We start from the raw sequence: 21,007 nt of genomic DNA on the forward strand, positions 1-21,007 counted from the left end.
CGCCACTGAATGGCTTCGCTTCGCGCTTTTTCGACGGCTAGGGAACGATTTCGACGATCGGAATATGCGGGATCGCCCCGGCATCGAAGGCGTGCATGTCGATTTCGAGAAAATCCGTATCGAAGCGCGCAGGCACGTCGAAGAAAAAGCCGGCCGTGACGACTGCTCCAACCGCAGGAATGGCGCCCGGCGCGAAGGTCACGATTCCTGTCGTGACGTCGACGCTCACATCCGGCGTGAACTTCTCGACGCCATCGGCCGCGACCCGCACTGTTCCAGCGGCGGGCTTTACGATGTCGCGCGCATAAGCGGAAAATGCGCCTCCGTACGTCTTCACCAGCTGGAATGCGGCGCGCGCGCCATCCCCCATTCCTATTGTTTGATCCGTTCGGCTTGGGGTCGCGCCCGGCGCGCAGGAGGCGCAATCGGCGCGGTCGCGCCATCGAAAGCCATACAGCCGGCCGCGCCGCTCTTCGAAAAATTCGATGATCTGCGAGAGCTGCGTGAGACTCTTGACGCCGTAGCCAGCTTCATAGCGGCGCCGAGAATGCGCCCAGCGGGCGTTTCGCGCCTCGCGATTGGAGCCGAGCGTCACGATCTCGGTGCGCCGCTCCGGTCCGCCGCGCCCGCCGAGCGAGACATCAAGCGGAAAGCGGATCTCGTGAAAATCGCTCATGCCGGCTGCGCCCGCTTAGAGGTTGCGTTGGCCGCGCGCGACAGCCCGCGCCAGGGCGCCCGTGATTTGCGCCTCCGAACGGCGGAAGCTCTCGATATCCTGCGCGGCGATGTTGACCGTGACCGACACCGGACGCGCGCCGGCGCTCTGCGCGACGACGCCGAGCCGGCCATCCGCGCCGCGCGCAAGCGGCATGATCGCCTCGGCGCCGCGCTCGCCCATCAGCCCCATTGCGCCGCCGCTCGCAAAATAGGTTGGACTTGCGACGACTCCGCCCTGCGCAAAAGGCGCAACGGTCCCGGAGCCGCCGAAGGCCCCGGAAAACATGCCGCTCAATCCGCTCACCAGTCCTTCGGCGAGCGCCTTGGTTCCCGTGCGCAACGCCATGCGCGTCAGCGACTGTGCGATCGTCGAGAGCACATCGTTGAAGCTGCGGCCGCTCGCCGCCGCCGAGCCGAAACCCAGGTGAAGCGTCTTCGTGACATTTCCTGCCGAGACGTTGATCTGATCGAGCAGCAGTTTCGTCGCTTGCAGGTTAGCTGTCGCGATACGGTCATTCGCCCCGGGCGCGTTGAAAGGATCGGGAAAGGCGTCGAAATCTGTCATCATGTCGATCCTTGAGAATCGGGAAATTGGCGCATCATGTCTTCAAGCGCCGCGCGCGTCGGCGCGCCCGGCGCTAAGCCGTAAACGCCCTCCGCCGCGCAAAAGAGTTCGCGCGGCGTCATCGACCAGAACTCGCGAGATGAAAGCCGCAGGACGCCGAGCCCGAAGGCCATGGCGCGCGCAAAAGGAAAGGGCGCGCGATGGGAGGAGTCGCACGCTTCTTCTTCCGCCTGCGTCAGGCGTCCTGCGGCGTCGGAGGGTTTGCGGTCGCGCTTCGCTCCGGCGCATCGCCGAAGGTCGCGGCGAGGAGTTCGGCCGCGATGCGCACATAGCCCGCAAGACCTTCCGAAACTTTCATTCTGGCGACGTCTTCGTCGGTTATGTCGTTGCCCGCTCCGCGCAGCCCGCAGCCGATGATGCGCAGTATGTCGCGTGCGGAAAGCCGTCGTTCCTCAAAGCGGCTGGCGAGCCCGACAAGGTCGTTTGCGCCAAAGCCGCTTTCGAGTTCGGCGAGCGCGCCTAGCGTCAGGCAAAGCGTGTAACTCCTGCCGTCAATCGTCGCGTCGATTTCGCCGCGCTTGCCATTGGCCATCTTCTTCCTCACAACGCCGCGAAGGCGAGCGCGCCCGCCGATTCGAGCGAAATATCGAAGGTCACTTCGGCCGAATATTCACCGCGGTAATCGAGATTGGCGATCTGGAACAGGCCGGAGAGAAGGCCAAAATCCGGAATGACGATCTGCCATTCGCGCAGCAGCCCGTCGAAGAAGGTCTGGCGCAGGAGCGCATCCGACGACTGATCCTTGAACACGCCTGTCCCGGAAATGCTGGCGCGCTTCAAGCCGGCGCCGTCGAGCAGTTCGCGCCAGCGGCCGCTGGATTCGGCGTCGGTGACGTCGACCGTGTCGGCGTTCAGCGCGAGGCGTCGCGTGCGCAAGCCAGCGACCGTGACGAAGCTCGTGCCGTCATGAATTTTCAAAAGCAGATCCTTGCCTTTCTGGGCGGCCATCATTGAGCTCCGTTAAAGAATTCGGTCGTGGCGCGAAAGCGCAGATTGACCCGCGCAAAGCGGCCACTTTGCTCGCGACGCGTTTCCATGGTGAGGAAGCGCAAGTCGATCAGCCGATGCCCCTCAAGACTGAGCGGCGCCTCATCGAGGAGATCGGCGATGCGCTGGGCCAGTTGGAGCGCCTCGCTTAGCCCCCGCATCGTCGATGTGACGCCGATCGTAAAGAGCTGCTCTGCGCCCGGCGAGAGATCGGCGGACCAGTCGCGCAGCTGCGCTTCGCCAAAAAGCGCATAGGGCGGTTCGGTTCCGTGCGGCGTCTCGTCGTAAAGCTTTTGGCCGAACGCGGCGGCGAAACCCGCATCCGCGAGCAGATAGGCGCGGATCGCTTTGCGAAGCGCGATGACCGGTGAAGCGCTCATGGCGAGTCCTTTAAGTGATCTCTTCGCACGCGCAGATCAGAAGTCGCCGACGCTCGTCGGGATCGAGAGCCGATTGGATGCGCAGCCTGCGGCCACGATGAACGAAGCGCAGGTCCTTTGTGACGTCGTTACGCCAACGAATCATCACGACATAGTTCGTGGCCTGTTCGGCGCGCTGCTCGACGAAGTCCTCGCGCGCGCCTGAAGGCGCGATGCGCGCCCAGAGGCTCGCGACCGGGGCGAAGCTGCGCGTAAATCCGCCGGCGCCATCCGGCGCGTCGATGGGCGCCTCGAGCGTCACGCGATGGCGAAGCGCGCCGATAGGGAGGCCGCTCACAGCAGCCGCCCCCGCCGAAACGGCGCTGCAAGTTGCGCGACCGTTTTGGGCAAAGCGTCGTCGCCGCTATCGCCGCGGTGTTCGCGCCAATGCGCGACGAGCGTCAAAATCGCTTGACGCAGCGGTTGCGGCGCGTCGCTCGCGAGCGAGCCATAGCCGACGTCAAAGTCGATCTCGATTCCATCGCTCGCGCGTTCAGGCGCCGGCGGCGCCGATGTAAAGTTGATGCGGCCGCCCTCGGTCGAGTTTGGCGCGCGATAGGCCGCGGCATTGAGCGTCTGCGGCGCGTTGCTTGCGTCGAACACGCGGATCGCCGTCACCGACTGAAATGGCGCGAAGGGAATGCGGAGCGTCGCAATCGAGGCGACCGAAGTCGGCCAGCAGTCGAAAACCAGGCGCCAGCTTTGCGTGACGAAGAAGCGCCGCGTATAGGCCTCGAGCGTCATGCGCGCGGCGACGATCAGCGCCTGGATCAATTCATCCTCTTCGACGCCGTCTTCACGCAGCCATGATTTTGCGTCGGCGAGCGAGACGGGCTCGATCGCCGGCGCGCCGATGAGCATCGGTCGCATCGCGCTTCCTAGGTTGTGGTGAGCAGATGGCCGCGACCTTTCTCGTCGCGGCCTCAACGGGGCCGGCTGATTACGACGCAGCGAATTTCAACAGCTTGATCGCCTCGAAATTCTGCACGCCGCCGCCGACCCGCTTCGTCGTGTAGAAAAGGACGTAGGGCTTGGCCGAGTAGGGATCGCGCAGCACGCGAATGCCGACGCGGTCCACCACCACATAGCCGCGCTCGAAATCACCGAAGGCGATGGAGAGAGAATTCGCGGCTGGGTCCGGCATGTCCTCGGCTTCGATGACGGGGAAGTTCATCAGCGAGGCGCCGGCGTCGGCGGTTGCAGGCGGCGCCCAGATGTAGTCGCCCGTCGTCGTCTTGAACTGTCGCACGAGCGACTGTGCGCGCCGACCCATCACGAATTTGCCGTTCTGGCGGAAGCCGGCGCGCAGCGCATAGACGAGATTGACCAGCGCGTCGGAAGGATCGCTCGCCGCGAAAGCGCCGGCGGCGCCCGTCGCCACATAGCCGATATTGCCCCAGGTCCAGCTCGCATCGGCGACGCTTGTATAGGAGACAAAGCCCTTCGGCTTATTGACGCCGTCGCCGCTGACGAAGGCCGCGCCTTCTTGTTCGGCGAAGGCGGTTTGCACCTCCTCGGCGATCCATTGCTCGATATCGACGACGGCGTCGTCGAGCAGCGCCTGTGTCGCCGCCGGCATCGCGTAAAGCTCCATCGCCGGGAAGGTCATGTCGGCGAGCTGCTGATTGTTGGTCTGCGGGCGCGGATCGGCTTCCGCGACCCAGCCGGCGGCGGGTCCCGTCGTGGAGAAGGCGCGGCGTAGCGAGGCGCCGGAGATTTCGCGCACGCTGGAAATGGCGCGGATCGGCGAGAACTTCGCGAGTCTGCGCAGAACTTCCCGCTCGGTCGGCAGCGGCACGAGATAGCCGCCGTCAGGGCCCGACCCGCGCGACAGCGCCTTGGCTTCGAGCGCCTTGAGGCCGCTGGCTTCGCCCGAACGCATGTAGTGATTGAAGGCGCTCTTGTGCTCGCGCCCGCTGTGGTCGTCGACGAGCTTGCCGCCAATACGCGGCCGCGACATTTCGAGCGCCAAGCGATCGAGCCGGCTCTTGGTGTCGTCAAGCGCCTGGTCGATGCGCGCGAGCTTCTCTTCGGTCACGACGTCGGCGCCGAAGCGGTTCTCAAGCTGCGTCAGACGCTCGTCGTTCGTCTCCTTGAAGGCGCTGAAAGCGCGATTGAGATCGGCGAGAATGTCGTCGCCGGCGGATTTGGTTTCAACTGCTGACATGTTTAGAGCCTCGTGTTTGAGCCGGCGCGCGGAAAGGCGCCCCGCGGCTGTAGCCGTTGGAAGAACTTTGTGCGCTTTGGAAAGACCGTCTCGAAAGTTGCGTTCGCGCTCGACGGCAAGAGCGCGGGTCAAGGCAATAAATAGATCCGCCTGGTCAGGACGACCCGGACAGCCGGCGCAGCGCGTTGGAAAATTCAAGCGCCGCATGTTGCGCCTTGAGCCGGGCGAGTCTTACGCCGAACGCGTCCATGCGGGATACGCCGCTGCGACTTTGCTTCACTGCGCCGATGCGCGCCTGCGGCAGCATCGGAAAGGTGACGATGGAGATCTCCCACAGATCGATTTCGTGCAGGCGGCGCACGCCGCTCGATTTTTCCGTCGTGGCGCGCCGTGTGCGAAAGCCGATGGAGAGGCCGTCGATCGCGCCTTTGCGCATCAGCGACAGCGCCTCGCGCGCCCGCGCCACCGATAAATCGAGACGGCCTTCGACTTTGAGACCTCGGGTATCTTCGACGATGGAGGCCCACATCCCGATCGGCTCGGCCGCCTGATGCTGCCACAGCATTTTTACGCCCTGGGCGCCGCGCTTGATCAGCGAGCGCGCGAAGGCGCCAGCCATCACCATGTCGCCGCCTGAATCGACCACGCCGAAGAGACTGGCATAGCCCGAGAAGGCGCCGGCTTCGTTGGCCTGTAGCAACGGCAGTTCGGCGCGCTTGATTTCCGGCGCGCCCGCGCTCGTCGTCGTCTTTCGCAGCGCCTTCATCAGCCTTTCTCCGCCTGAGCATTAATTGGCGTATGGCTCGCCGCGCGGGCGTCGGCGCGCAATTGCGCCAGCAATTCGACAAAGGTCTTGAACACGGCGGAAGGATCGTCCCGCATGCGCGCATGGCGCGCGCGCGGACGCTTGAAGAAATGCGGCAGCCAATTGTTCTGACTCATTGATCGCTCCTGCAGCGTCGGTTGAAGCGCGCGAGTTCGCGCACAAAGGCGTCAAGGCGGCGCGTCGCTTCGCCGAGTTCGCGCAACGCGAGATAGGCTTGCGCAGTGGCGGCGCAGGCCCACAAAAACAGCGCGAGATGCGCGAGATCGCCGCGCTCCAAGATGGCGTTCAGAATGTCGGACATGGGCGGTTTCGTATTTCCGGCCGGCGGCGCGTTGTCAGTCATTCCCGACGCGAAGCCCGGCTGCAGCCAGGCCTGAAAGCTCTTCTGGACGCGCGCGACGAGTGGCAGCACCGTTTGCCGCCAGAAGGCGCGATTGGCCTCGGCGTAATTGCTGAAGGTGTTGTCGCCGGGAAGACCCAGCAGCGGCGGCACGCCAAAGGCGAGCGCGATCTCGCGCGCGGCGTCCCAGGTCAGGACGGCGGAATGAGTTCGTAGTTGAGATCGAACACCAATACCTTATCGCGTCCGAAGGACTCGTACATGACGCGGGGGATTTCTGGAATGTATTCAGCTCCGCCTTCCTTATTCCACTGAATGAGGAAGCCGCTTTTGGCTGTGACGCCGTGTTCCGCTGCTCGCTCCCGTTCGTGCTCCAAGGGCTCGCCGACTTCCGAAATCCAGAAGTGCTTTAAAATGTCGTGATAGCGATCGTCCGCTTGGGCTATTTTCTGACGAGCTTCTTCAGGGGAATAGGCGCTCGAACATGTTACAAAAATTGACATCACCATCCCCCCTTTAAGTAAAATAGCTTGCCGTCGCGATCGATAACCCAGAGTCGATTCAAGCCGTCTATCTGATACCTTCGAAATTGCGCTTCCACTTCCGCAGTTGAAATGGAACTGTCGCGTAGGTTGATAATTATGCTTGAAGCTTGCTTGCGCGCAACCTTTCCCGCGACATTGTCCCACACGTTCCGCACGCTGCCCGTTACTGGAGCGTAATTGTCAAACACCTCGCCATCGATCCGATAATCGGGTCGTTTCGGACCAGGAACATCCGGCTTTTGTTCGACGTTGTGGCCGTTGAGCCAAAGAATGTCGGCAGACTGATTTTCTCGCTCGGCGCCGCGCCTCGTCTCAGGATCGTCTTGTCGCCGCACCAGTGCGCGCGGTCCCGTGAGATCGCCTCTCGGGGCGCTGTCCCGCTGGTCAGGCAATGCGAGGTTTCTATAGAGTTCTCGCAAGTGCTCCGAATAGCGCGCGTTCGCCTGTCGCGTTGCGCTTTCATTGCGAGCGATGCGCGCCTCGATGTTGTTTGGATCGATGAGCGCGGGTTCGGGTTTCCAGCTTGGATCGATTTCGCGCACGCGGGTCTCGGCTTCCCTCGCCAGGCGCGCCGTATCTTCCAGTCGATCGAGTTGCGAAGGAGTCGCTTCGCCGGGTCCGCTGAAACGTCCGCCTCTGCCTCGGCCGCTCGTTCAAAGCCCATCCCCGGAATTTCACGCGCGGTTGATCCGGGCTATAGCGGCGCTCCAGCGCGTTTCTCAGTCGGAGTGACTCTCGATAAGGTGAAACAGTTTTGTTTCGTCTGTTTCGACATCCTCATGGCCCGTAAAATAACTGTACTCCATGTGGTCTGCAAAAAAAGTCACTTCGAGTCGATAGCCGACGAGCGCGAAGGAAACCTCCAGCCCATCGTCGACCTGCTGCTCAATTCGATACATGATCTTCTTTTTACGCAGATAGGCAAGGAACTCGAGCATTCCTTCGAGACCGTGGCGCGTCATTGGTGTCCCCTATGGCTTTCTGAACCGATCCTGCCCCAGCAACTTCTTGCACTTGTTTGCAGCGATGCTTCCACTCTTGGCTTGTTCAAGGACCTCTTTGACCGTCGCGCTGAGAAACTGGCTTGGCAGCTCGCTATTTATCGAGCCTTTGCAGAAGTTGGAAACAAAGTCTTGCACTGACATATCCAATTGTTCCGGAGTAAATCCACCAGCAACCTCGAAAGAGCGGAATCCTCCATTTTGAGGCCTATGGTCTCCGAGAGGTTTCCATCCCCCGTCCGCGTCGCTCGCCACTTTCGGATCTGTGTTCTGCGCAGTCTGGACGCGGCCCCCCACATCTCGCGCCTCGCCAAACCCGACTCCCGAATCTCCGCCGCCTCCGCCGCTCGTCCATCGCCCGCCATCGGAATTTCCCGCCGGCACGCGCGGCTGATCCGGGCTGTAGCGGCGCTCCAGCGCAAGATCGCGTTTGGCGACGAGCGCTTCTTTCGGCGCCGGGCCATAGCCCAGCGCCTCGCGCTGTTCGTCGAGCGTGAGGAAGGCGGCCTTGCCGACGCGCTCCCATTCGGCGGCGCGCTCGCTCGCCAATGCTTCGAGACGGTCGGCGTTATAGTCGAGACGGAAGGAACCGAAGCCCGGCTGCAGCCAGGCCTGAAAACTCTTCTGCACGCGCGCGACGAGCGGCAGCACGGTCTGGCGCCAGAAGGCGCGATTGGCCTCGGCGTAATTGCTGAACGTATTGTCGCCGAGCAGACCCAGCAGCAGCGGCGGCACGCCGAAGGCGAGCGCGATCTCGCGCGCCGCGCCGGCTTTCGACTCGGTAAAATCCATGTCCTTTGGCGAAAGCGACAGCGCTTTCCAGTCGAGCCCGCCTTCGAGCAGCAGCGGCCGTCCGGCGTTTGTCGCGCCGGAGAAATTCTCTTCCAGCTCTTCCTTCAGCCTCGAGAACTGCTCGTCATTGAGATGCGCGCCTTCCGGCCCGGCATAGACGAGGGCGCCGGAAGGCCGCGCGGAATTGTCGAGCAGCGCCTTGTTCCAGAAACTCGCGGCGTTATGCGCTCGTCCTCTTTCGCCGAGCGGTTCTTCACTCCCCTTGCGGAGAGCCTTCAGCTTTCAGTCGTCGCCATATCTCTTCAAGATAAACTCGATAGTGTTGTTGATCGGCAAAGCCAACGCGTGCGCCGCCGTCAAACCAAACAGCCTCCAATTCCGTGTCGCTGGGATCGCCCGTCAAGATTTCAGTAAGAAAATCCTTGACGATCTGCTTTTCTTCGGCACTGAGATGTCCGATCGCGTACGAGATGTCGTCCGAGCCTTCTGGAATGTTTTCCTCGAGCTCGAGGTCGAACCAACCGCACATCTCGTAGAATGCGTCGGGTACCTTCATGACAAATTTCCTTCGTCTACTCGAGTGGGCGCGGGTTCATGGGAAATGCGGTTAGTACTCTGTAGCCTTTTTCAGCCTTAGAATCCCTTATTATGATAACACGCGCGCCAAATGTCTGTCGGATAACAGGATCTGAAATTCCTGATGCCAAATAAGCTTCCTTGCCGGTGCGATATCCGAATATGCGCTCAAGCTTTGCTTCAGGCGACTTTCCCTCGGCAACTGCATCCACCAGGTCCTTGTTGGCCTCCAACACACGGTTGACGAAGTCGTTCGCCGATTCATGGGAATCAAATGAGCCAACAGCCCGCAGATACTTTACGACACGCACAGCGGCCGTTCGTGTCGTTGTTCGCTCTTTCTCAATTGCAGCGAGCAACTCATCATCACGTTTGCCGACGTGCCGCTCAATTGTGTGGCCGTAACCTTCTTCGTCTTTCAGTTTGACGACGTAGCGATCACGACTCTCGTTTTGTGCCGTTCTAAACCTCGGCGCAATGGTTGAACTATCGGCCGAATCATTGCTTTCGCTCCTATCGCCGCCGCCCCCGTCGCCCGTCCATTGCCCGGCGCCGAAACTGCCCGCCGGGACGCGCGGCTGATCCGGGCTGTAGCGGCGCTCCAGCGCAAGATCGCGTTTGGCGAAGAGCGCCTCTTTCGGCGCCGGGCCGTAGCCCAGCGCCTCGCGCTGTTCGTCGAGGGTGAGGAAGGCGGCCTTGCCGACGCGCTCCCATTCGTTTGCGCGTTCGCTCGCCAATGCTTCGAGACGGTCGGCGTTATAGTCGAGACGAAAGGCGCCGAAGCCCGGTTGCAGCCAGGCCTGAAAACTCTTCTGCACGCGCGCGACGAGTGGCAGCACCGTTTGCCGCCAGAAGGCGCGATTGGCCTCGGCGTAATTGCTGAACGTATTGTCGCCGGGCAGGCCCAGTAGCAGCGGCGGCACGCCGAAGGCGAGCGCGATCTCGCGCGCGGCGCCCGCCTTAGACTCGGTAAAATCCATGTCTTTTGGCGACAGCGACAGCGCTTTCCAGTCGAGCCCGCCTTCGAGCAGCAGCGGCCTTCCCGCGTTGGTCGCGCCGGAGAAATTCTCCTCCAGCTCTTCCTTTAAACGCGAGAATTGCTCGTCGGTAAGATGCGCGCCTTCCGGCCCCGCATAGACAAGGGCGCCGGAAGGGCGCGCGGAATTGTCGAGCAGCGCCTTGTTCCAGAAACTCGCGGCGTTATGCGTGTCGAGCGCCACCTGCGCGGCGGCGAGCGGCGGAAAGCCGTAATAATCGTCGAGCGGGTTGAAGAATTTGATGTGCAGGATCGGCTCGATCCCTTCGCCGCGCATCTCGTAGCGCGCTTCCTGTCCCAGCGCGCGATAGATGAAGGCCGCGGGCCAGCCGTTGCGCCCCGCCTCAATGCTCATGCGGTCGGGCCGCAGCGCATAGAGTTCGCGCAGCTCCTCGTCGATGACGACGGATTCGATATAGGCGTTGCCGTAAAGCAGCAGATTGGCGCAGATCGCCTCGATGAAGGAGGCGCTGGTGTCGAGCGGATTGGGCCGCTCGATGAGAGAGATCAGCGGATGGTCGATCGCCTCGTCGCGGCCCTCGTAGACGAGCCAGGGCACGGAGGCGGCGGCCTCCGCCACCATGCGCACGCAGCGATGGCAGACGGCGTTGCGCTCATAGCCTTCGCGCGTCAGCACCGTCGAATTGCGCGCGCTCCAATGCGGCTGTCCAAGCGCATGCATGGCGAGGAGCTTCGCCGCGCGCGAATATTTGGTTTCGCGCGCCGGCGCGACCGCGCTGACTAAGCGCGAGAGCAGAGAGGGCATGAATGGTCCTTGAGAGAAGCGTTCAATGGGGCGCGCGTTCACCCTCCCCTTGATGGGGAGGTCGAACCGCGAAGCGGTTCGGGGTGGGGTGACCAATGGAAACGATAAGGAACCCACCCCACCCCGCGACTTCGTCGCGACCCTCCCCGTCGAGGGGAGGGTGGGATGCGCTCTTTCACACTCTCCGCATGCGCGGCTCGGGCGCCTTCGGCGTCAGCGCCAAAGCCGTGATCGCCCAGACCAGCGCGTCGAGACGATCGGGACTTCGCCCCGACGAAAGTCCGTCGGCGCCGAAATCGCACATCTCGTCTTCGAGCGCCGGAAAGGCGCCGACATGTCTGACGCGGCCCTGTTCGTAAAGCTGCGCGACCGGCGCGGCGCGCAAATATTTGCCGCGCGTCGCGCGCGCCATCGTCACCGGCGCCGAGGGATCGGCTTCGTTGAGCACGGCGCGCACCATTTCGCCGCCCTGATTGACTTCGGCGACAAGCGCGTCGGCCGAAAGCCTGTGATAGAGCGCGATCGCCGCGCGCGCCCATTGCGCCGGCCGCGCCGCCGACACTGTCGCGTCGGCGAGAACGTAAAGCGTCCCTGCCTCTTCAATCCCTGCGGCGACGAGGCCGCAATTGTCGGCGCGTTTGCCCGAACTCGCCGGCGGATCGACGGCGACGACGATGCGCTTCAAGGGCGGCGCCTCATGGACCCGCGCGCGCTCCAGCATGTCGCGCGTCCACAGCGCATCCTTGCGCTCGTCGAGGATCTCGCCGTCGAGCTCCTGGCGACCCAATCGCGTGCCGGCATATTGCGCGACGACGCTTTCCAGAAACGACGGCGCAAGATTGGCGGCGTTCTCGCGCGTCAAGGCGCGGGTCACGACGCTCGCCGGATGGGCGATCAGCTCTTTCAAAAGCGGCAGCGGACGCGGCGTCGTGGTCACCAGCTGACGCGGCCAGTCGCCGAGACGCAGGCCGAATTGCAGCATGTCCCATGTCTCCCTGGCGTAGCGCCATTTGGCGAGCTCGTCGCACCAGGCGGCGTGAAACTGCGGCCCGCGCAGGCTTTCCGGATCTTCCGCCGAAAACGCCTGCGCCACGGCGCCCGAGTCCCAGACGACACGCTTTCGCGTCGTCTCCCAGCGTGGCCGCTCGCGCCTTCCATGCACCGCGAGCAATCCTGAGACGCCTTCGACCATCACTTCGCGAACGTCAGCCGCCGTCTCGCCGACAAGCGCGATGCGCCCGAGCGGGCGCATTGAAAATTGCGCGCGTCCGAGCGCCAGCGCTTTCACCCATTCGGCGCCGGCGCGAGTCTTGCCCGCGCCGCGTCCGCCAAGGATCAGCCATGTGCGCCAAGGCGCGCCGCTCGCGGCCAAATGCGGCGGCCATTGATCACGCCGCGCGACGAATTCCCACTCGTCGAGAAGCCGCGCCAGTTCTCGCGCGCTGAAACTTTCGAGCGCCTCATTCAGTCGGCCCTGCGCCGCGCAGGCGCTCAAGCCGTCGAGCAAGCTCCGCGCGGAGTTCGGCCAATTCACGGGGCGGCGCGTCGCCGCCTCCTTCGCTCGCGTCTCCGACGGATTGGTCGCTGTCATCGTCTGCGTCGTTCTTCTTGTCCTCGCTCTCGCGCCGCATGCGCTTCAACTCGGCGAGCGTTTTGACGAGGCTTGCAAGCGTACGTGCGCTCGCCTCGATGGTCTTTGGCGCATGTTTGGCGAGCGCTGCTTCGGCGCGGGCGAATTCCTGCTCGACCGCGTCTTCGAGCCGCGCGATGAGTCGCCCCGCGTCGCGCGGCCTCTTTGCGGCGAGCGCAGCCTCTTGAGGCTTTTTCGGCGCGCAGGCGGAGGCGCGTAGCGGCCAGCCGTGATGTTCGCGAAAGCGGCGGAACTGCCCGACGCTCATGCCGAGCAGTTCGAGAATTTCGCCGATGGGCGTGACGCCCGAGTCGTAGAGAAGCTTCGCCTGCGCGATCTTTTCATCGCACGGCGGCGCGGATTTGGCTCGCATCTGCGAGTCTCCGAAAGGTTGGCGACTTATCGGGTTGCACCGCTAAAGCAGTGGGGCTTTGTCATTCCCGACAGGCCGCAGGCCTGATCGGGAATCCAGAGTCGCAACGATCGTGTTTGACTTTGCCCTGGATTCCCGATCGCGCTCCGCGCGTCGGGAATGACAGCCGGGGAACGAATTGAGCGAGATGTTCACTTTTTGAAAAGCTCTATATTGCTCTTCAATAGTGGCCGCTGCGCAGTGTCATTCCCGACAGGCCGAAGGCCTGATCGGGAATCCAGAGTCACACCAATCATGCTTGATCTTGCCCCTGGATTCCCGATCGCGCTTCGCGCGTCGGGAATGACAGCAGTGGAAGCATCGAAGATGGAGAAGACCTTTTTTGTCTATATCCTCGCGAGTGCGCGAAACGGCACTCTTTACGCCGGCGTGACCAATGATTTAGCCAGGCGCATTCACGAGCATAAAACGAAACAGGTCCCCGGTTTCACGTCGCGATACAATGTCCACATGCTCGTCTGGTACGAAACCTACGGCGATGTGAACGAAGCCATTGCGCGCGAGAAGCAGCTGAAGAAATGGGAGAGACGCTGGAAGCTCGAGTTAATCGAGACCCTTAATCCCGAATGGAAGGACCTCTATTTCGACCTTAATAATTAATCGTCGGGCGTGTCATTCCGACAGGCCGAAGGCCTGATCGGGAATCCAGAGTCACACCAATCATGCTTGATCTTGCCCCTGGATTCCCGATCGCGCTTCGCGCGTCGGGAATGACAATGTGGAAGCTCTCGCCCACGTCGGGTGAGAGGCGCGGTCCTTTCCCGCGCTCCAAAAAAATCCCCTCGGCTCAAGACGCAAGCGTCTCGAAGCGCGAGGGGCCAGGCGGGCGCGGGGGAACGGGAGGAGAGGACGCCCGCGCCGGTAAAGTCGTTCGCGCCGCTCAAGCGCAATTTTGGAGCATGGCGTTTTTCTATAGGATCATCGTCCGGCTGTCAAGGAATAAATACCTACAGACAGAAAAATCTCAGGCGCCCGTCACCACCGCGCCTTCTTCGGCCAGCGCTTTGGCCACAGCCTGATGAAGTCCGGGAGATCGTCGGTTTCGACGTCGTCCTCGCCGGCCTCGATCCGCCCTTGAGCCGACACGCCGGCGCGCGCGACGCTTTCCGCATCGCCGGAGATCAGCGGATGCCAGGGCGGCAGCGGCTTGCCCTGATGCCGCAGGACATAGGCGCAGGTCGGCGGCAGCCAGGTAATATCCGCAAGCTTCTCCAGCGTGAGACGCACGCAGTCCGGGACGTAGCGGCGTCGCCGCGGATAGTCGCCGCAGCGGCAGCTCTGCTGGTCCAGCAATTTGCAGGCGACGCTCGTGTGATAGATCGCGCCCGTGTCCTCGTCTTCGAGCTTCACCAGACAGCAGCGGCCGCAGCCGTCGCAGAGCTGTTCCCACTCGGCGCGGGTGAGGTCCGAAAGCGGCTGTTCCCAGAACGGCGCCTCGGTCTGCGCGGTCCCTTCCTGGCGGCGCTGCGAAAAACTGGAGAGAGGTTTTTCGGCGCGCTCCAGACTTTTGGACCCCGTCCCGTTCTTCGGAGTCCCGCGGTTCCAGCCGCCTGCAGCGTGATCTGGGGCATTTTCGCCTTTTTTTAACGCCATCCTTCTCTTTCGGCTTGCGCTTTGCGCGACAGAAACCATAACGCAGTGTGGGTCGCGCGGACTGTCGTCAAGATGGTTTAAAAAGTGTTAAAGTCCAAGCAGCGCCGGTAAGTTTTGCCGGCCGCGGGAGGCATTTGAGCTGTGTTGGAGCGTTTCCAGGCTTCTGCTTTCGCCAAGCGCTTGCGGCGCATCCTGCTCGCGATCGATGCGCGCATCGATTCCGCCATGTACCAGAGTGGCCGGCGCGCCCGCGAACTCTATGAGGATTTTTCGACCTTCATGGAGCGGTTCCATGTCTCCGGCCTTGCCCGGGTCGGCGTGGAGCTCTCCTGCGAGGCGCTGACTCTTGGTCTGGGCGCCGGCATCGTCGCCATGGCGCTCGCGTCCTCGGCCTTCCAGATGACCAGTGACGAGAACTGGCTTAAGCAGACCGATCTCGCGGTCACCTTCCTCGATCGCTACGGCGCGGAAGTCGGCCAGCGCGGCATCAAGCATGACGACGCCGTGCCGCTCGATCAATATCCCGATTATCTTATCAAGGCGGTGCTGGCGACGGAAGACCGCCGCTTCTACGAACATTTCGGCATCGACGTGATCGGCACGCTGCGGGCGCTCACCGTCAACGCCCGGTCATCGGGCGTGGTGCAAGGCGGCTCCTCCATCAGCCAGCAGCTCGCCAAGAATCTTTTCCTGTCGAATGAGCGCACCATCACCCGCAAGATCAATGAGGCCTTTCTCGCGCTGTGGCTCGAGCACCATCTGACCAAGCGGGAAATCCTCAAGCTCTATCTCGATCGCGTCTATATGGGCGGCGGCGCTTTCGGCATTCAGGCGGCGGCCGAATTCTATTTCGGCAAGTCGGTCAAAGACGTCACGCTCTCCGAGGCGGCGATGCTCGCGGGCCTCTTCAAGGCGCCGACCAAATATGCGCCGCACGTCAATCTGCCGGCGGCGCGCGCGCGCGCCAATGACGTCTTGAACAATCTGGTCGACTCCGGCTTCATGACCGATAGCCAGATCATCGCGGCGCAGCGCAGTCCGGCGACGCCGATCGACCGCGCCCGCGAGACGAGCCCCGACTGGTATCTCGATTACGCCTATGGCGAAATCCGCAAGTTCGCGCAGGAAGGCAAACTCGGCGACAACCGTGTGCTCAGCGTGCGCACCACGCTCGATTCCAATGTCCAGAAGCGCGCCGAAGACGTCATCGAAACCAATCTGCGCGAGCAGGGCCGCAGCTTCCATGTCAAGCAGAGCGCCGCGGTCGTCATGGAGCCCGACGGCGCCGTGCGCGCCATCGTCGGCGGACGGGATTATGGCGCCAGCCAGTTCAATCGCGCGACCGACGCCGCACGCCAGCCGGGCTCCTCCTTCAAGCCCTACGTCTATCTCACCGCGCTGATGACCGGCCGTTTCAAGCCGACGACCATCGTCACCGACCGGCCGACCTGCATCGGCAATTACTGCGTCCATAACTACAGCGGCGGCTATGCCGGCTCCATGCCGCTCGCCATGGCCCTGGCGAAATCCTTGAACACGGTCGCCATTCAACTGTCGCAGGCGATCGGCAAGGGCGATTCGCGCATCGGCCGCGCCAAAATTATTGAAACCTGCCGGCGGCTCGGCATCACCACGCCGCTCGAGGACACGCCCTCGCTTCCGGTCGGACAGAGCGACGTGATCCTGCTCGAACATTCGGCGGGCTATGGGGCTTTCGTCAACGGCGGCAAAAAGGTCACGCCTTACGCCGCCGTCGAGATCCGCAATCGTCAGGGCGATCTGCTCTATCGCCACGACCGCGACGCGCCGCCGCAAGCGCAGGCGGTGCCGCTCGACAAGGTCGTCGAACTCGCCGGCATGATGAAGAAGGTCGTCGAGGAAGGCACCGGCAAGCGCGCGCAGCTCGGCGAGGGCATCGACGTCATCGGCAAGACCGGCACCACAAATGGCTATAAGGACGCCTGGTTCTGCGGCTATTCAGGAACGATGGGCGGCTGCGTGTGGTACGGCAATGACGACAACGCCCCGATGAACAACATGACCGGCGGCACGCTGCCGGCAGGCACCTGGCACGACATCATGGCCTATGCGCATCAGGGCGCGATCCTGAAGCCCATTGTCGGCTTGAAGCCGGATCCCAAGGGCGCGACCGCCGCCGTGAACGCCAATGTCGTCAAGCCGCTCGAACTTGGCGCGCCGCAGCGTCCCGCGACCCTGTCCAAGGGCGCGATGCAGGCGCTGGAATCGCTTCAAACGAAGATCAAAGCGGTCGGCGGCGACAAGCAGAGCGCGCTCGAAGCGCCTGACCCGGCCGCATCCGACGCTGTGCGGCGCGAGGCGCAGCGCGCGAGCGGCGCCGACGGCGTCATCCGTTAAGCGGCGGGAGCGCACCCTTGGACCTCAAGCCTTACGCAAATTATCTGCGCGCCGCCTCGGCGATGATCGCCGGCGTCGGCATCGGCCTGTTTGCGACCATCCTGTCGCTCAACGCCGGCTATGGCTTCAATTCATTGCGCGCCGGGCCGTGGACCGCCTGGCCGCATATCGGCGGCGCCGATATCGACCCTTATGCGCGGGCGGTCATCTCGCGTTCTGGAGAAGCGCCGCTCGGCCGCGATCAGGGACTGGCCTTCATCGCGCGCGCCGACTCCAATGGCGCGCCGCTGAGCGCCGAATGCGAATATCGGATTATCGATCCCTTGCCCGCCGCGCGCTTCTGGACGATCGCGCTGGCGAACCCCCACGGCCGGCTCCTCGCCAATCCCACCGAGCGCTACGGCTATTCCTCGGTCGACGTTCTGCGCAAGGAGGGCGGCGCCTTTGAGATCGACGTCGCGCGCGAGGCGCGGCCCGGCAATTGGCTGTCGCCGGGCGCCGCGAAAGACTTTGTCGTCATGCTGCGGCTCTATGATACGCCGCTCGACATCGAGTCGGCTCCAGATCCAGATTCCTTTCCAAAAATTGTGAAACTCGGATGCGCCTGAACATTCCCGATCGCTATCTCGACCTTTTGCCGTGGCTGTTCGCGACGCTGCTTGTCGCGGGGATCGTGCATATCGTTTCGGTGCTGCTGATGCCGACCTTGGCGCCGAACGACGCGCTCGCGCGACTCGCGTCCTATGTGAAGAGCGCCGCGCCGGCGGAAGGCCTGGTGATGTTGCCGCAAATGGCGCCCGGCGCCGAAACGCTGCCCTTCGAGGACCCGGCCTTCGCGGAGGCGGTCTGCGTCTATGATCTCGCCAAGGGTCCGCTGCGGGTCAAGACGAGCGTCGACGGCGAGGATTTTCTCGGGCTCTCATTTCACGGCGTCGCCGGACGCATCTATCATTCCATGACCGATCGTTCGGCGATCAAGGGCAAGATCGACATCGTCGTCGGCGACGCGCGCCAGATCGACGCGCTGACGAGCGCCGATGAGGGCGACGCGCCGCCGCCGCAGGAAGTGCGGCTCACGGCGCCGGCGAAGCGCGGCTTCATTCTGATACGCTCCTTGGCCAAGCGCGCCTCCGATCAGGAGCGGGCGCGCAGCCGGTTGAGCGCGATCAGCTGCCAGCGTTTCGACCTGCCGCAGGGGTAGCGCGGTTTCCCGCCCAAAGCGGTTTATTGGCGACCGGCTTTCGGTCGCCAACCCTAAAGACGCGCCGTCAGGCGGGCATCCGTTTATCGTATTCCTTCTGCAGCTGGCTCCAGCCTTCCCAGAATGGCGCCGGCTTCCTGCCTGTCGCTCGGGCGACCAGGATGTCGAGGTGCATGTGCCAGCCGGCGCCGACCTTCAACAGTGTTGCGCGGTCGGGCAGACGTCGATGGATCACGGTCAGCAACACATGATCGCCCCTTGGCTCGAGCTCGAAAGAAACGTCGCCGCTGCCTTGCCATGCGAAGGCAAGTTTGCGGGGCGGATCGACCTCGGTGATGCGGCTTTGCATCCGGTGCTCGTCGCCAAAGCCGGTTGGCCGCTGGCCAGGCGGATCGGTCAGTTCGTCGTTGCGCCAGACGAACTCGAAGGGCGCGCCGACCTTCATCTCCATCGGCCCCGCCGCCAGCCATTTGCGGCGCAGTTCGCTCTCCGTGAGATAGGCCCATACGCGCTCTATGGGGCCGGGGAGAAGGCGCTCGATCGTCAAGGTGGCGGGTTCGGTAAGCGCGCCAAAAGCATTTGGCGTTGCAAGATCGGTCATGAGTCGTCTCCTTTGCAGGCGTCGGAACGGCGTGTGTCCTCCGTCAGGAGGAGGCCTTCGAGCGCATCCAGACGGTCTGTCCAAAAGCGCGCGTAGAAATTCAGCCACTCGTGGGCGCTGGCGAGCGGACCAGGAGCGAGGCGGCAGATATGGGCGCGGCCGCGCACTTCGCGCCGGATCAGCCCTGCATTCTCAAGCGCCTTGACGTGCTTCGAGGCGGCCGCGAGCGACATCGCGAAAGGTTCCGCAAGCTGGCCGACGGTTCGTTCGCTCTTGGCGAGATCGCGAAGCATCCGCCGGCGCGTGGCGTCGCCGAGCGCGTGAAAGACGGCGTCGAGTTGAGGCGCTTCTAATTCAATCATATGGTTGAATATATCGGCTCATCCGGGAATGTCAACCAATTGGTTGAATGACTGATTATGGGCGCTTTTCAATTGCTTTGTTCGTTTTTCGATGGCGGGCGCCATATTAACGCTCAATCGTACGGACATCGTTATGCTCGACGCTTGAGAGCCGGCTTCGACGCAAAGCCCATTTCATTCGGGCGTCGGTTCTTGCACGGATGGACGCGATGTTTTTTTGCGTGTGGCAATGACGACTCAGATTGCCGTGTCATTCCCGACAGGCCGAAGGCCTGATCGGGAATCCAGGGCAACGCCATGCACGATTGGTTTTTTCTGGATTCCCGATCGCGCTTCGCGCGTCGGGAATGACAGCGCGCAGAGGCTCTGCGCGTCGGGAATGACATCAGGCGAGGCTTGCATTTAACGGCGCGACAGGCGCGCGCTAATTGCTGTCGCTGGGCAGACCCGGGATCGGCAGAATTTCGATTCCCTCTTCGAGCAGCGCCTTCGCTTCTTCGAATGTGGCGCGGCCGCGGATCGCGCGTCGCTCCGTCTCGCCGTCCTCCATGGCGCGCACCTCCTCGGGGAAGCGGTCGCCGACGTCTTCGGTATGCGCGACCACCGTGTCGTGCAGCTCGCGCAGCTTCACGCGCAGATCATGCGCCGCGTCGTCGCGCGGCTTGGCGATATGGGGCGCCATGACGTCGCGCGTAATCTTCGTCGAGTCGCAGAAGGGGCAGGCGATCTGTCCTTCGGCCGCCTGTTTTTCAAATCCCGCGCTGTCGCGAAACCAGCTGTCGAAGCTGTGCCCGGCGTCGCAGATGAGGGAGTAACGGATCATGGCGTCGCTCCGCTGGCGAGAAGCGCGTCGAGCTTTCCCTCGCCTTCGAGCGCGTGTAGCTCGTCGCAGCCGCCGATGTGCTTGTCGTCGATGAAGATCTGCGGAACGGTCGAGCGGCCATTGGCGCGCTGGGTCATGCGGCGGCGTCCGAGCGGGTCCCACGCCACCGAGATTTCTTCAAAGGCGGCGCCCTTTTGCGTCAGCAGTCGCTTCGCGGCAAGGCAATAGGGGCAGGTCGGCGTGGTGTAGATTTCGATGCGGGGGGCCATGGCGCGCTTATACGCCTGCGCCTAGGCGCTTGTCACGGCCCGCGCGAAGACGAGGAGATCAACGCGCGCCGCGCCCGCCTTGAGCAAAGCGCGAGTCGCGGCGTTGGCGGTCGCCCCGGTGGTCAGCACATCGTCCACCAGCACCACATTGCGCCCGTGGATGCCGTCCGTCCGCTCCGGGTCGACGCGAAAGGCGCCGGAGAGATTGGCGGCGCGCTGCGCCCGCGTCAGTCCGACCTGCGGCGCCGTCGGCTTGACGCGCTGCAGCGCCATGGTCTCCACCGGCACGGCGCTCTCGCGCGCGATCGCCTGCGCCAGGGCCGCCGACTGGTTGAACCGCCGCGCGAGAATACGCAGCCGGTGTAAGGGGATGGGCACGATGACGTCCGCGTCGGCGAGGAGTTCGGCGCCGGCCCGCGCCATCCAGCGGCCCATCGGCTCGGCGAGCTCCAGCCGGTCGTAATATTTCAGCCGGTGCGCCAAAGCGCGGGCCTTGTCGCTGTCGTAGCGCGCGACGGCCCTGGCGCGGCCGAAGGCCGGCGGGTTGGCGGCCGCTTCCAGCGAGATCAGCCCCGGCTGCCCCAAATCGCGTTCGAACGGCGTGCCGAGCCGCTCGCAATAGGGGCGCTCGATGAAGGCGATGTCGCGCCAGCACTCGGGGCAGATCGCGCCATGGGCGGCGACCGCCCTTCGGCAGACGAGGCAGGATGGCGGATAAATGAGGTCGAGGAGCGCATGTCCCGCCCGCGCGAGGGGCCGAAGCAGACCCTCCTTCACGAGCCGCGTCATGGCCGAAATCCGCTCAAATGAATCTGCGCGCGCGCTTCGCAAAATAATTCAGGGCTTGAGCGCAGGCGGAATCCTATCGCATCGTAAGGCTCAGGAAAAGAATCATCCGTCGGAGTCGGACCGCCGGCGCGCC

29 protein-coding genes and 3 pseudogenes are annotated in these 21,007 nt (G+C 63.4%); 4 read left to right on the forward strand and 28 right to left on the reverse strand.

The annotated features are described in order from the left end of the window. Positions 1-37: 37 nt before the first annotated feature. From A3OO_RS0107140 to A3OO_RS0107235, 22 genes and pseudogenes are all read right to left on the reverse strand, one after another. A complete protein-coding gene (locus tag A3OO_RS0107140) occupies positions 38-676 on the reverse strand; it encodes a DUF2460 domain-containing protein (RefSeq protein WP_018407148.1) in 639 nt (212 codons plus the stop codon). 15 nt (positions 677-691) lie between these two features. Further along, complete coding sequence (locus tag A3OO_RS0107145; RefSeq protein ID WP_018407149.1) at positions 692-1,285, reverse strand: phage tail tape measure protein; 594 nt, start codon at positions 1,283-1,285, stop codon at positions 692-694. Further along, on the reverse strand, positions 1,282-1,521 hold the full coding sequence (locus A3OO_RS22905) for a rcc01693 family protein (RefSeq protein WP_280642659.1): 240 nt from the start codon (positions 1,519-1,521) through the stop codon (positions 1,282-1,284). The genes A3OO_RS0107145 and A3OO_RS22905 overlap by 4 nt, the downstream gene beginning before the upstream one ends. After that, positions 1,518-1,874, reverse strand: a complete 357-nt coding sequence (locus tag A3OO_RS0107155; RefSeq protein ID WP_018407151.1) for a gene transfer agent family protein — start codon at positions 1,872-1,874, stop codon at positions 1,518-1,520. The genes A3OO_RS22905 and A3OO_RS0107155 overlap by 4 nt, the downstream gene beginning before the upstream one ends. 8 nt (positions 1,875-1,882) lie before the next feature. Continuing rightward, positions 1,883-2,290 (reverse strand): phage major tail protein, TP901-1 family, encoded by a 408-nt coding sequence (locus A3OO_RS0107160; protein WP_018407152.1) that lies wholly within the window; start codon positions 2,288-2,290, stop codon positions 1,883-1,885. Further along, positions 2,290-2,709: a DUF3168 domain-containing protein gene (locus A3OO_RS0107165; protein WP_018407153.1), complete on the reverse strand. Its 420-nt coding sequence runs from the start codon at positions 2,707-2,709 to the stop codon at positions 2,290-2,292. Before A3OO_RS0107165 ends, A3OO_RS0107160 begins: the two co-directional genes overlap by 1 nt. A 10-nt stretch (positions 2,710-2,719) precedes the next feature. After that, positions 2,720-3,046, reverse strand: a complete 327-nt coding sequence (locus A3OO_RS0107170; RefSeq protein ID WP_018407154.1) for a phage head closure protein — start codon at positions 3,044-3,046, stop codon at positions 2,720-2,722. Continuing rightward, on the reverse strand, positions 3,043-3,618 hold the full coding sequence (locus tag A3OO_RS0107175; RefSeq protein WP_018407155.1) for a head-tail connector protein: 576 nt from the start codon (positions 3,616-3,618) through the stop codon (positions 3,043-3,045). The genes A3OO_RS0107170 and A3OO_RS0107175 overlap by 4 nt, the downstream gene beginning before the upstream one ends. A 70-nt stretch (positions 3,619-3,688) precedes the next feature. After that, the gene (locus A3OO_RS0107180) at positions 3,689-4,915 is read right to left on the reverse strand and encodes a phage major capsid protein (protein ID WP_026222765.1); all 1,227 of its coding nucleotides are present in this window, start codon (positions 4,913-4,915) and stop codon (positions 3,689-3,691) included. Positions 4,916-5,069: 154 nt separating this feature from the next. After that, complete coding sequence (locus A3OO_RS21290; protein WP_018407157.1) at positions 5,070-5,681, reverse strand: HK97 family phage prohead protease; 612 nt, start codon at positions 5,679-5,681, stop codon at positions 5,070-5,072. Beyond that, on the reverse strand, positions 5,681-5,857 hold the full coding sequence (locus A3OO_RS0107190) for a hypothetical protein (RefSeq protein WP_018407158.1): 177 nt from the start codon (positions 5,855-5,857) through the stop codon (positions 5,681-5,683). Before A3OO_RS0107190 ends, A3OO_RS21290 begins: the two co-directional genes overlap by 1 nt. Further along, entirely contained in the window at positions 5,854-6,042 is a 189-nt protein-coding gene (locus A3OO_RS24780; RefSeq protein ID WP_014890962.1) for a hypothetical protein, read from the reverse strand. Before A3OO_RS24780 ends, A3OO_RS0107190 begins: the two co-directional genes overlap by 4 nt. A 39-nt stretch (positions 6,043-6,081) precedes the next feature. Then, positions 6,082-6,264: pseudogene (locus A3OO_RS22910) on the reverse strand (phage portal protein); the annotation flags it as partial. Between the two features lie 8 nt (positions 6,265-6,272). Beyond that, positions 6,273-6,584, reverse strand: coding sequence for a hypothetical protein (locus A3OO_RS0107200; protein ID WP_124737377.1), 312 nt, complete (start codon positions 6,582-6,584; stop codon positions 6,273-6,275). After that, the gene (locus A3OO_RS22540; protein WP_051080343.1) at positions 6,584-7,168 is read right to left on the reverse strand and encodes a CdiA C-terminal domain-containing protein; all 585 of its coding nucleotides are present in this window, start codon (positions 7,166-7,168) and stop codon (positions 6,584-6,586) included. Before A3OO_RS22540 ends, A3OO_RS0107200 begins: the two co-directional genes overlap by 1 nt. Positions 7,169-7,345: 177 nt before the next feature. Continuing rightward, positions 7,346-7,588 carry a hypothetical protein gene (locus tag A3OO_RS0107210; RefSeq protein WP_018407161.1) on the reverse strand — a complete coding sequence of 81 codons (243 nt, stop codon included), beginning with the start codon at positions 7,586-7,588 and terminating at the stop codon, positions 7,346-7,348. Between the two features lie 495 nt (positions 7,589-8,083). After that, positions 8,084-8,644, reverse strand: a pseudogene (locus tag A3OO_RS21300) (phage portal protein); the annotation flags it as partial. Positions 8,645-8,672: 28 nt separating this feature from the next. After that, entirely contained in the window at positions 8,673-8,975 is a 303-nt protein-coding gene (locus tag A3OO_RS0107220; RefSeq protein WP_018407163.1) for a hypothetical protein, read from the reverse strand. Between the two features lie 16 nt (positions 8,976-8,991). Beyond that, on the reverse strand, positions 8,992-9,654 hold the full coding sequence (locus A3OO_RS24545) for an RNase A-like domain-containing protein (protein WP_280642660.1): 663 nt from the start codon (positions 9,652-9,654) through the stop codon (positions 8,992-8,994). Beyond that, positions 9,640-10,797, reverse strand: a pseudogene (locus A3OO_RS24235) (phage portal protein); the annotation flags it as partial. The pseudogene A3OO_RS24235 and the gene A3OO_RS24545, both read right to left, overlap by 15 nt. 175 nt (positions 10,798-10,972) lie before the next feature. Further along, positions 10,973-12,304, reverse strand: a complete 1,332-nt coding sequence (locus A3OO_RS0107230) for a DNA-packaging protein (RefSeq protein WP_018407165.1) — start codon at positions 12,302-12,304, stop codon at positions 10,973-10,975. Next, the gene (locus A3OO_RS0107235; RefSeq protein WP_018407166.1) at positions 12,258-12,800 is read right to left on the reverse strand and encodes a hypothetical protein; all 543 of its coding nucleotides are present in this window, start codon (positions 12,798-12,800) and stop codon (positions 12,258-12,260) included. The genes A3OO_RS0107230 and A3OO_RS0107235 overlap by 47 nt, the downstream gene beginning before the upstream one ends. Positions 12,801-13,166: 366 nt before the next feature. Between A3OO_RS0107235 and A3OO_RS0107240 the strand changes: the two genes are divergently transcribed. Continuing rightward, the gene (locus A3OO_RS0107240) at positions 13,167-13,460 is read left to right on the forward strand and encodes a GIY-YIG nuclease family protein (protein ID WP_018407167.1); all 294 of its coding nucleotides are present in this window, start codon (positions 13,167-13,169) and stop codon (positions 13,458-13,460) included. 375 nt (positions 13,461-13,835) lie between these two features. Here the strand turns inward: A3OO_RS0107240 and A3OO_RS0107245 are convergent, their stop codons facing one another. Next, the gene (locus tag A3OO_RS0107245; protein ID WP_018407168.1) at positions 13,836-14,453 is read right to left on the reverse strand and encodes a YcgN family cysteine cluster protein; all 618 of its coding nucleotides are present in this window, start codon (positions 14,451-14,453) and stop codon (positions 13,836-13,838) included. A 141-nt stretch (positions 14,454-14,594) separates the two neighbouring features. Between A3OO_RS0107245 and A3OO_RS0107250 the strand changes: the two genes are divergently transcribed. The 3 genes from A3OO_RS0107250 to A3OO_RS0107260 are packed head-to-tail and all read left to right on the forward strand — an operon-like array spanning position 14,595 to position 18,030. Next, complete coding sequence (locus tag A3OO_RS0107250) at positions 14,595-16,829, forward strand: transglycosylase domain-containing protein (RefSeq protein WP_026222767.1); 2,235 nt, start codon at positions 14,595-14,597, stop codon at positions 16,827-16,829. Positions 16,830-16,846: 17 nt separating this feature from the next. Beyond that, positions 16,847-17,437 carry a DUF1214 domain-containing protein gene (locus A3OO_RS0107255; RefSeq protein ID WP_018407170.1) on the forward strand — a complete coding sequence of 197 codons (591 nt, stop codon included), beginning with the start codon at positions 16,847-16,849 and terminating at the stop codon, positions 17,435-17,437. Then, the gene (locus A3OO_RS0107260) at positions 17,428-18,030 is read left to right on the forward strand and encodes a DUF1254 domain-containing protein (RefSeq protein WP_018407171.1); all 603 of its coding nucleotides are present in this window, start codon (positions 17,428-17,430) and stop codon (positions 18,028-18,030) included. Before A3OO_RS0107255 ends, A3OO_RS0107260 begins: the two co-directional genes overlap by 10 nt. A 67-nt stretch (positions 18,031-18,097) precedes the next feature. Here A3OO_RS0107260 and A3OO_RS0107265 read toward each other — a convergent pair whose 3' ends face one another. The 5 genes from A3OO_RS0107265 to A3OO_RS0107290 all read right to left on the reverse strand — a co-directional run bounded on the left by A3OO_RS0107265 (position 18,098) and on the right by A3OO_RS0107290 (position 20,874). Then, entirely contained in the window at positions 18,098-18,631 is a 534-nt protein-coding gene (locus A3OO_RS0107265; RefSeq protein ID WP_018407172.1) for an SRPBCC family protein, read from the reverse strand. After that, a complete protein-coding gene (locus A3OO_RS0107270) occupies positions 18,628-18,993 on the reverse strand; it encodes an ArsR/SmtB family transcription factor (RefSeq protein ID WP_018407173.1) in 366 nt (121 codons plus the stop codon). The genes A3OO_RS0107265 and A3OO_RS0107270 overlap by 4 nt, the downstream gene beginning before the upstream one ends. 424 nt (positions 18,994-19,417) lie before the next feature. Beyond that, positions 19,418-19,816 carry a DUF1178 family protein gene (locus A3OO_RS0107280; protein ID WP_018407175.1) on the reverse strand — a complete coding sequence of 133 codons (399 nt, stop codon included), beginning with the start codon at positions 19,814-19,816 and terminating at the stop codon, positions 19,418-19,420. After that, on the reverse strand, positions 19,813-20,085 hold the full coding sequence (gene grxC / locus A3OO_RS0107285) for a glutaredoxin 3 (RefSeq protein WP_018407176.1): 273 nt from the start codon (positions 20,083-20,085) through the stop codon (positions 19,813-19,815). The genes A3OO_RS0107280 and grxC overlap by 4 nt, the downstream gene beginning before the upstream one ends. A gap of 21 nt (positions 20,086-20,106) precedes the next feature. Next, entirely contained in the window at positions 20,107-20,874 is a 768-nt protein-coding gene (locus A3OO_RS0107290; protein WP_040573711.1) for a ComF family protein, read from the reverse strand. Between the last annotated feature and the right edge of the window lie 133 nt (positions 20,875-21,007).

Origin of the sequence: Methylocystis rosea SV97 (genome assembly GCF_000372845.1) — a bacterium.
GTDB classification, from domain to species: domain Bacteria; phylum Pseudomonadota; class Alphaproteobacteria; order Rhizobiales; family Beijerinckiaceae; genus Methylocystis; species Methylocystis rosea.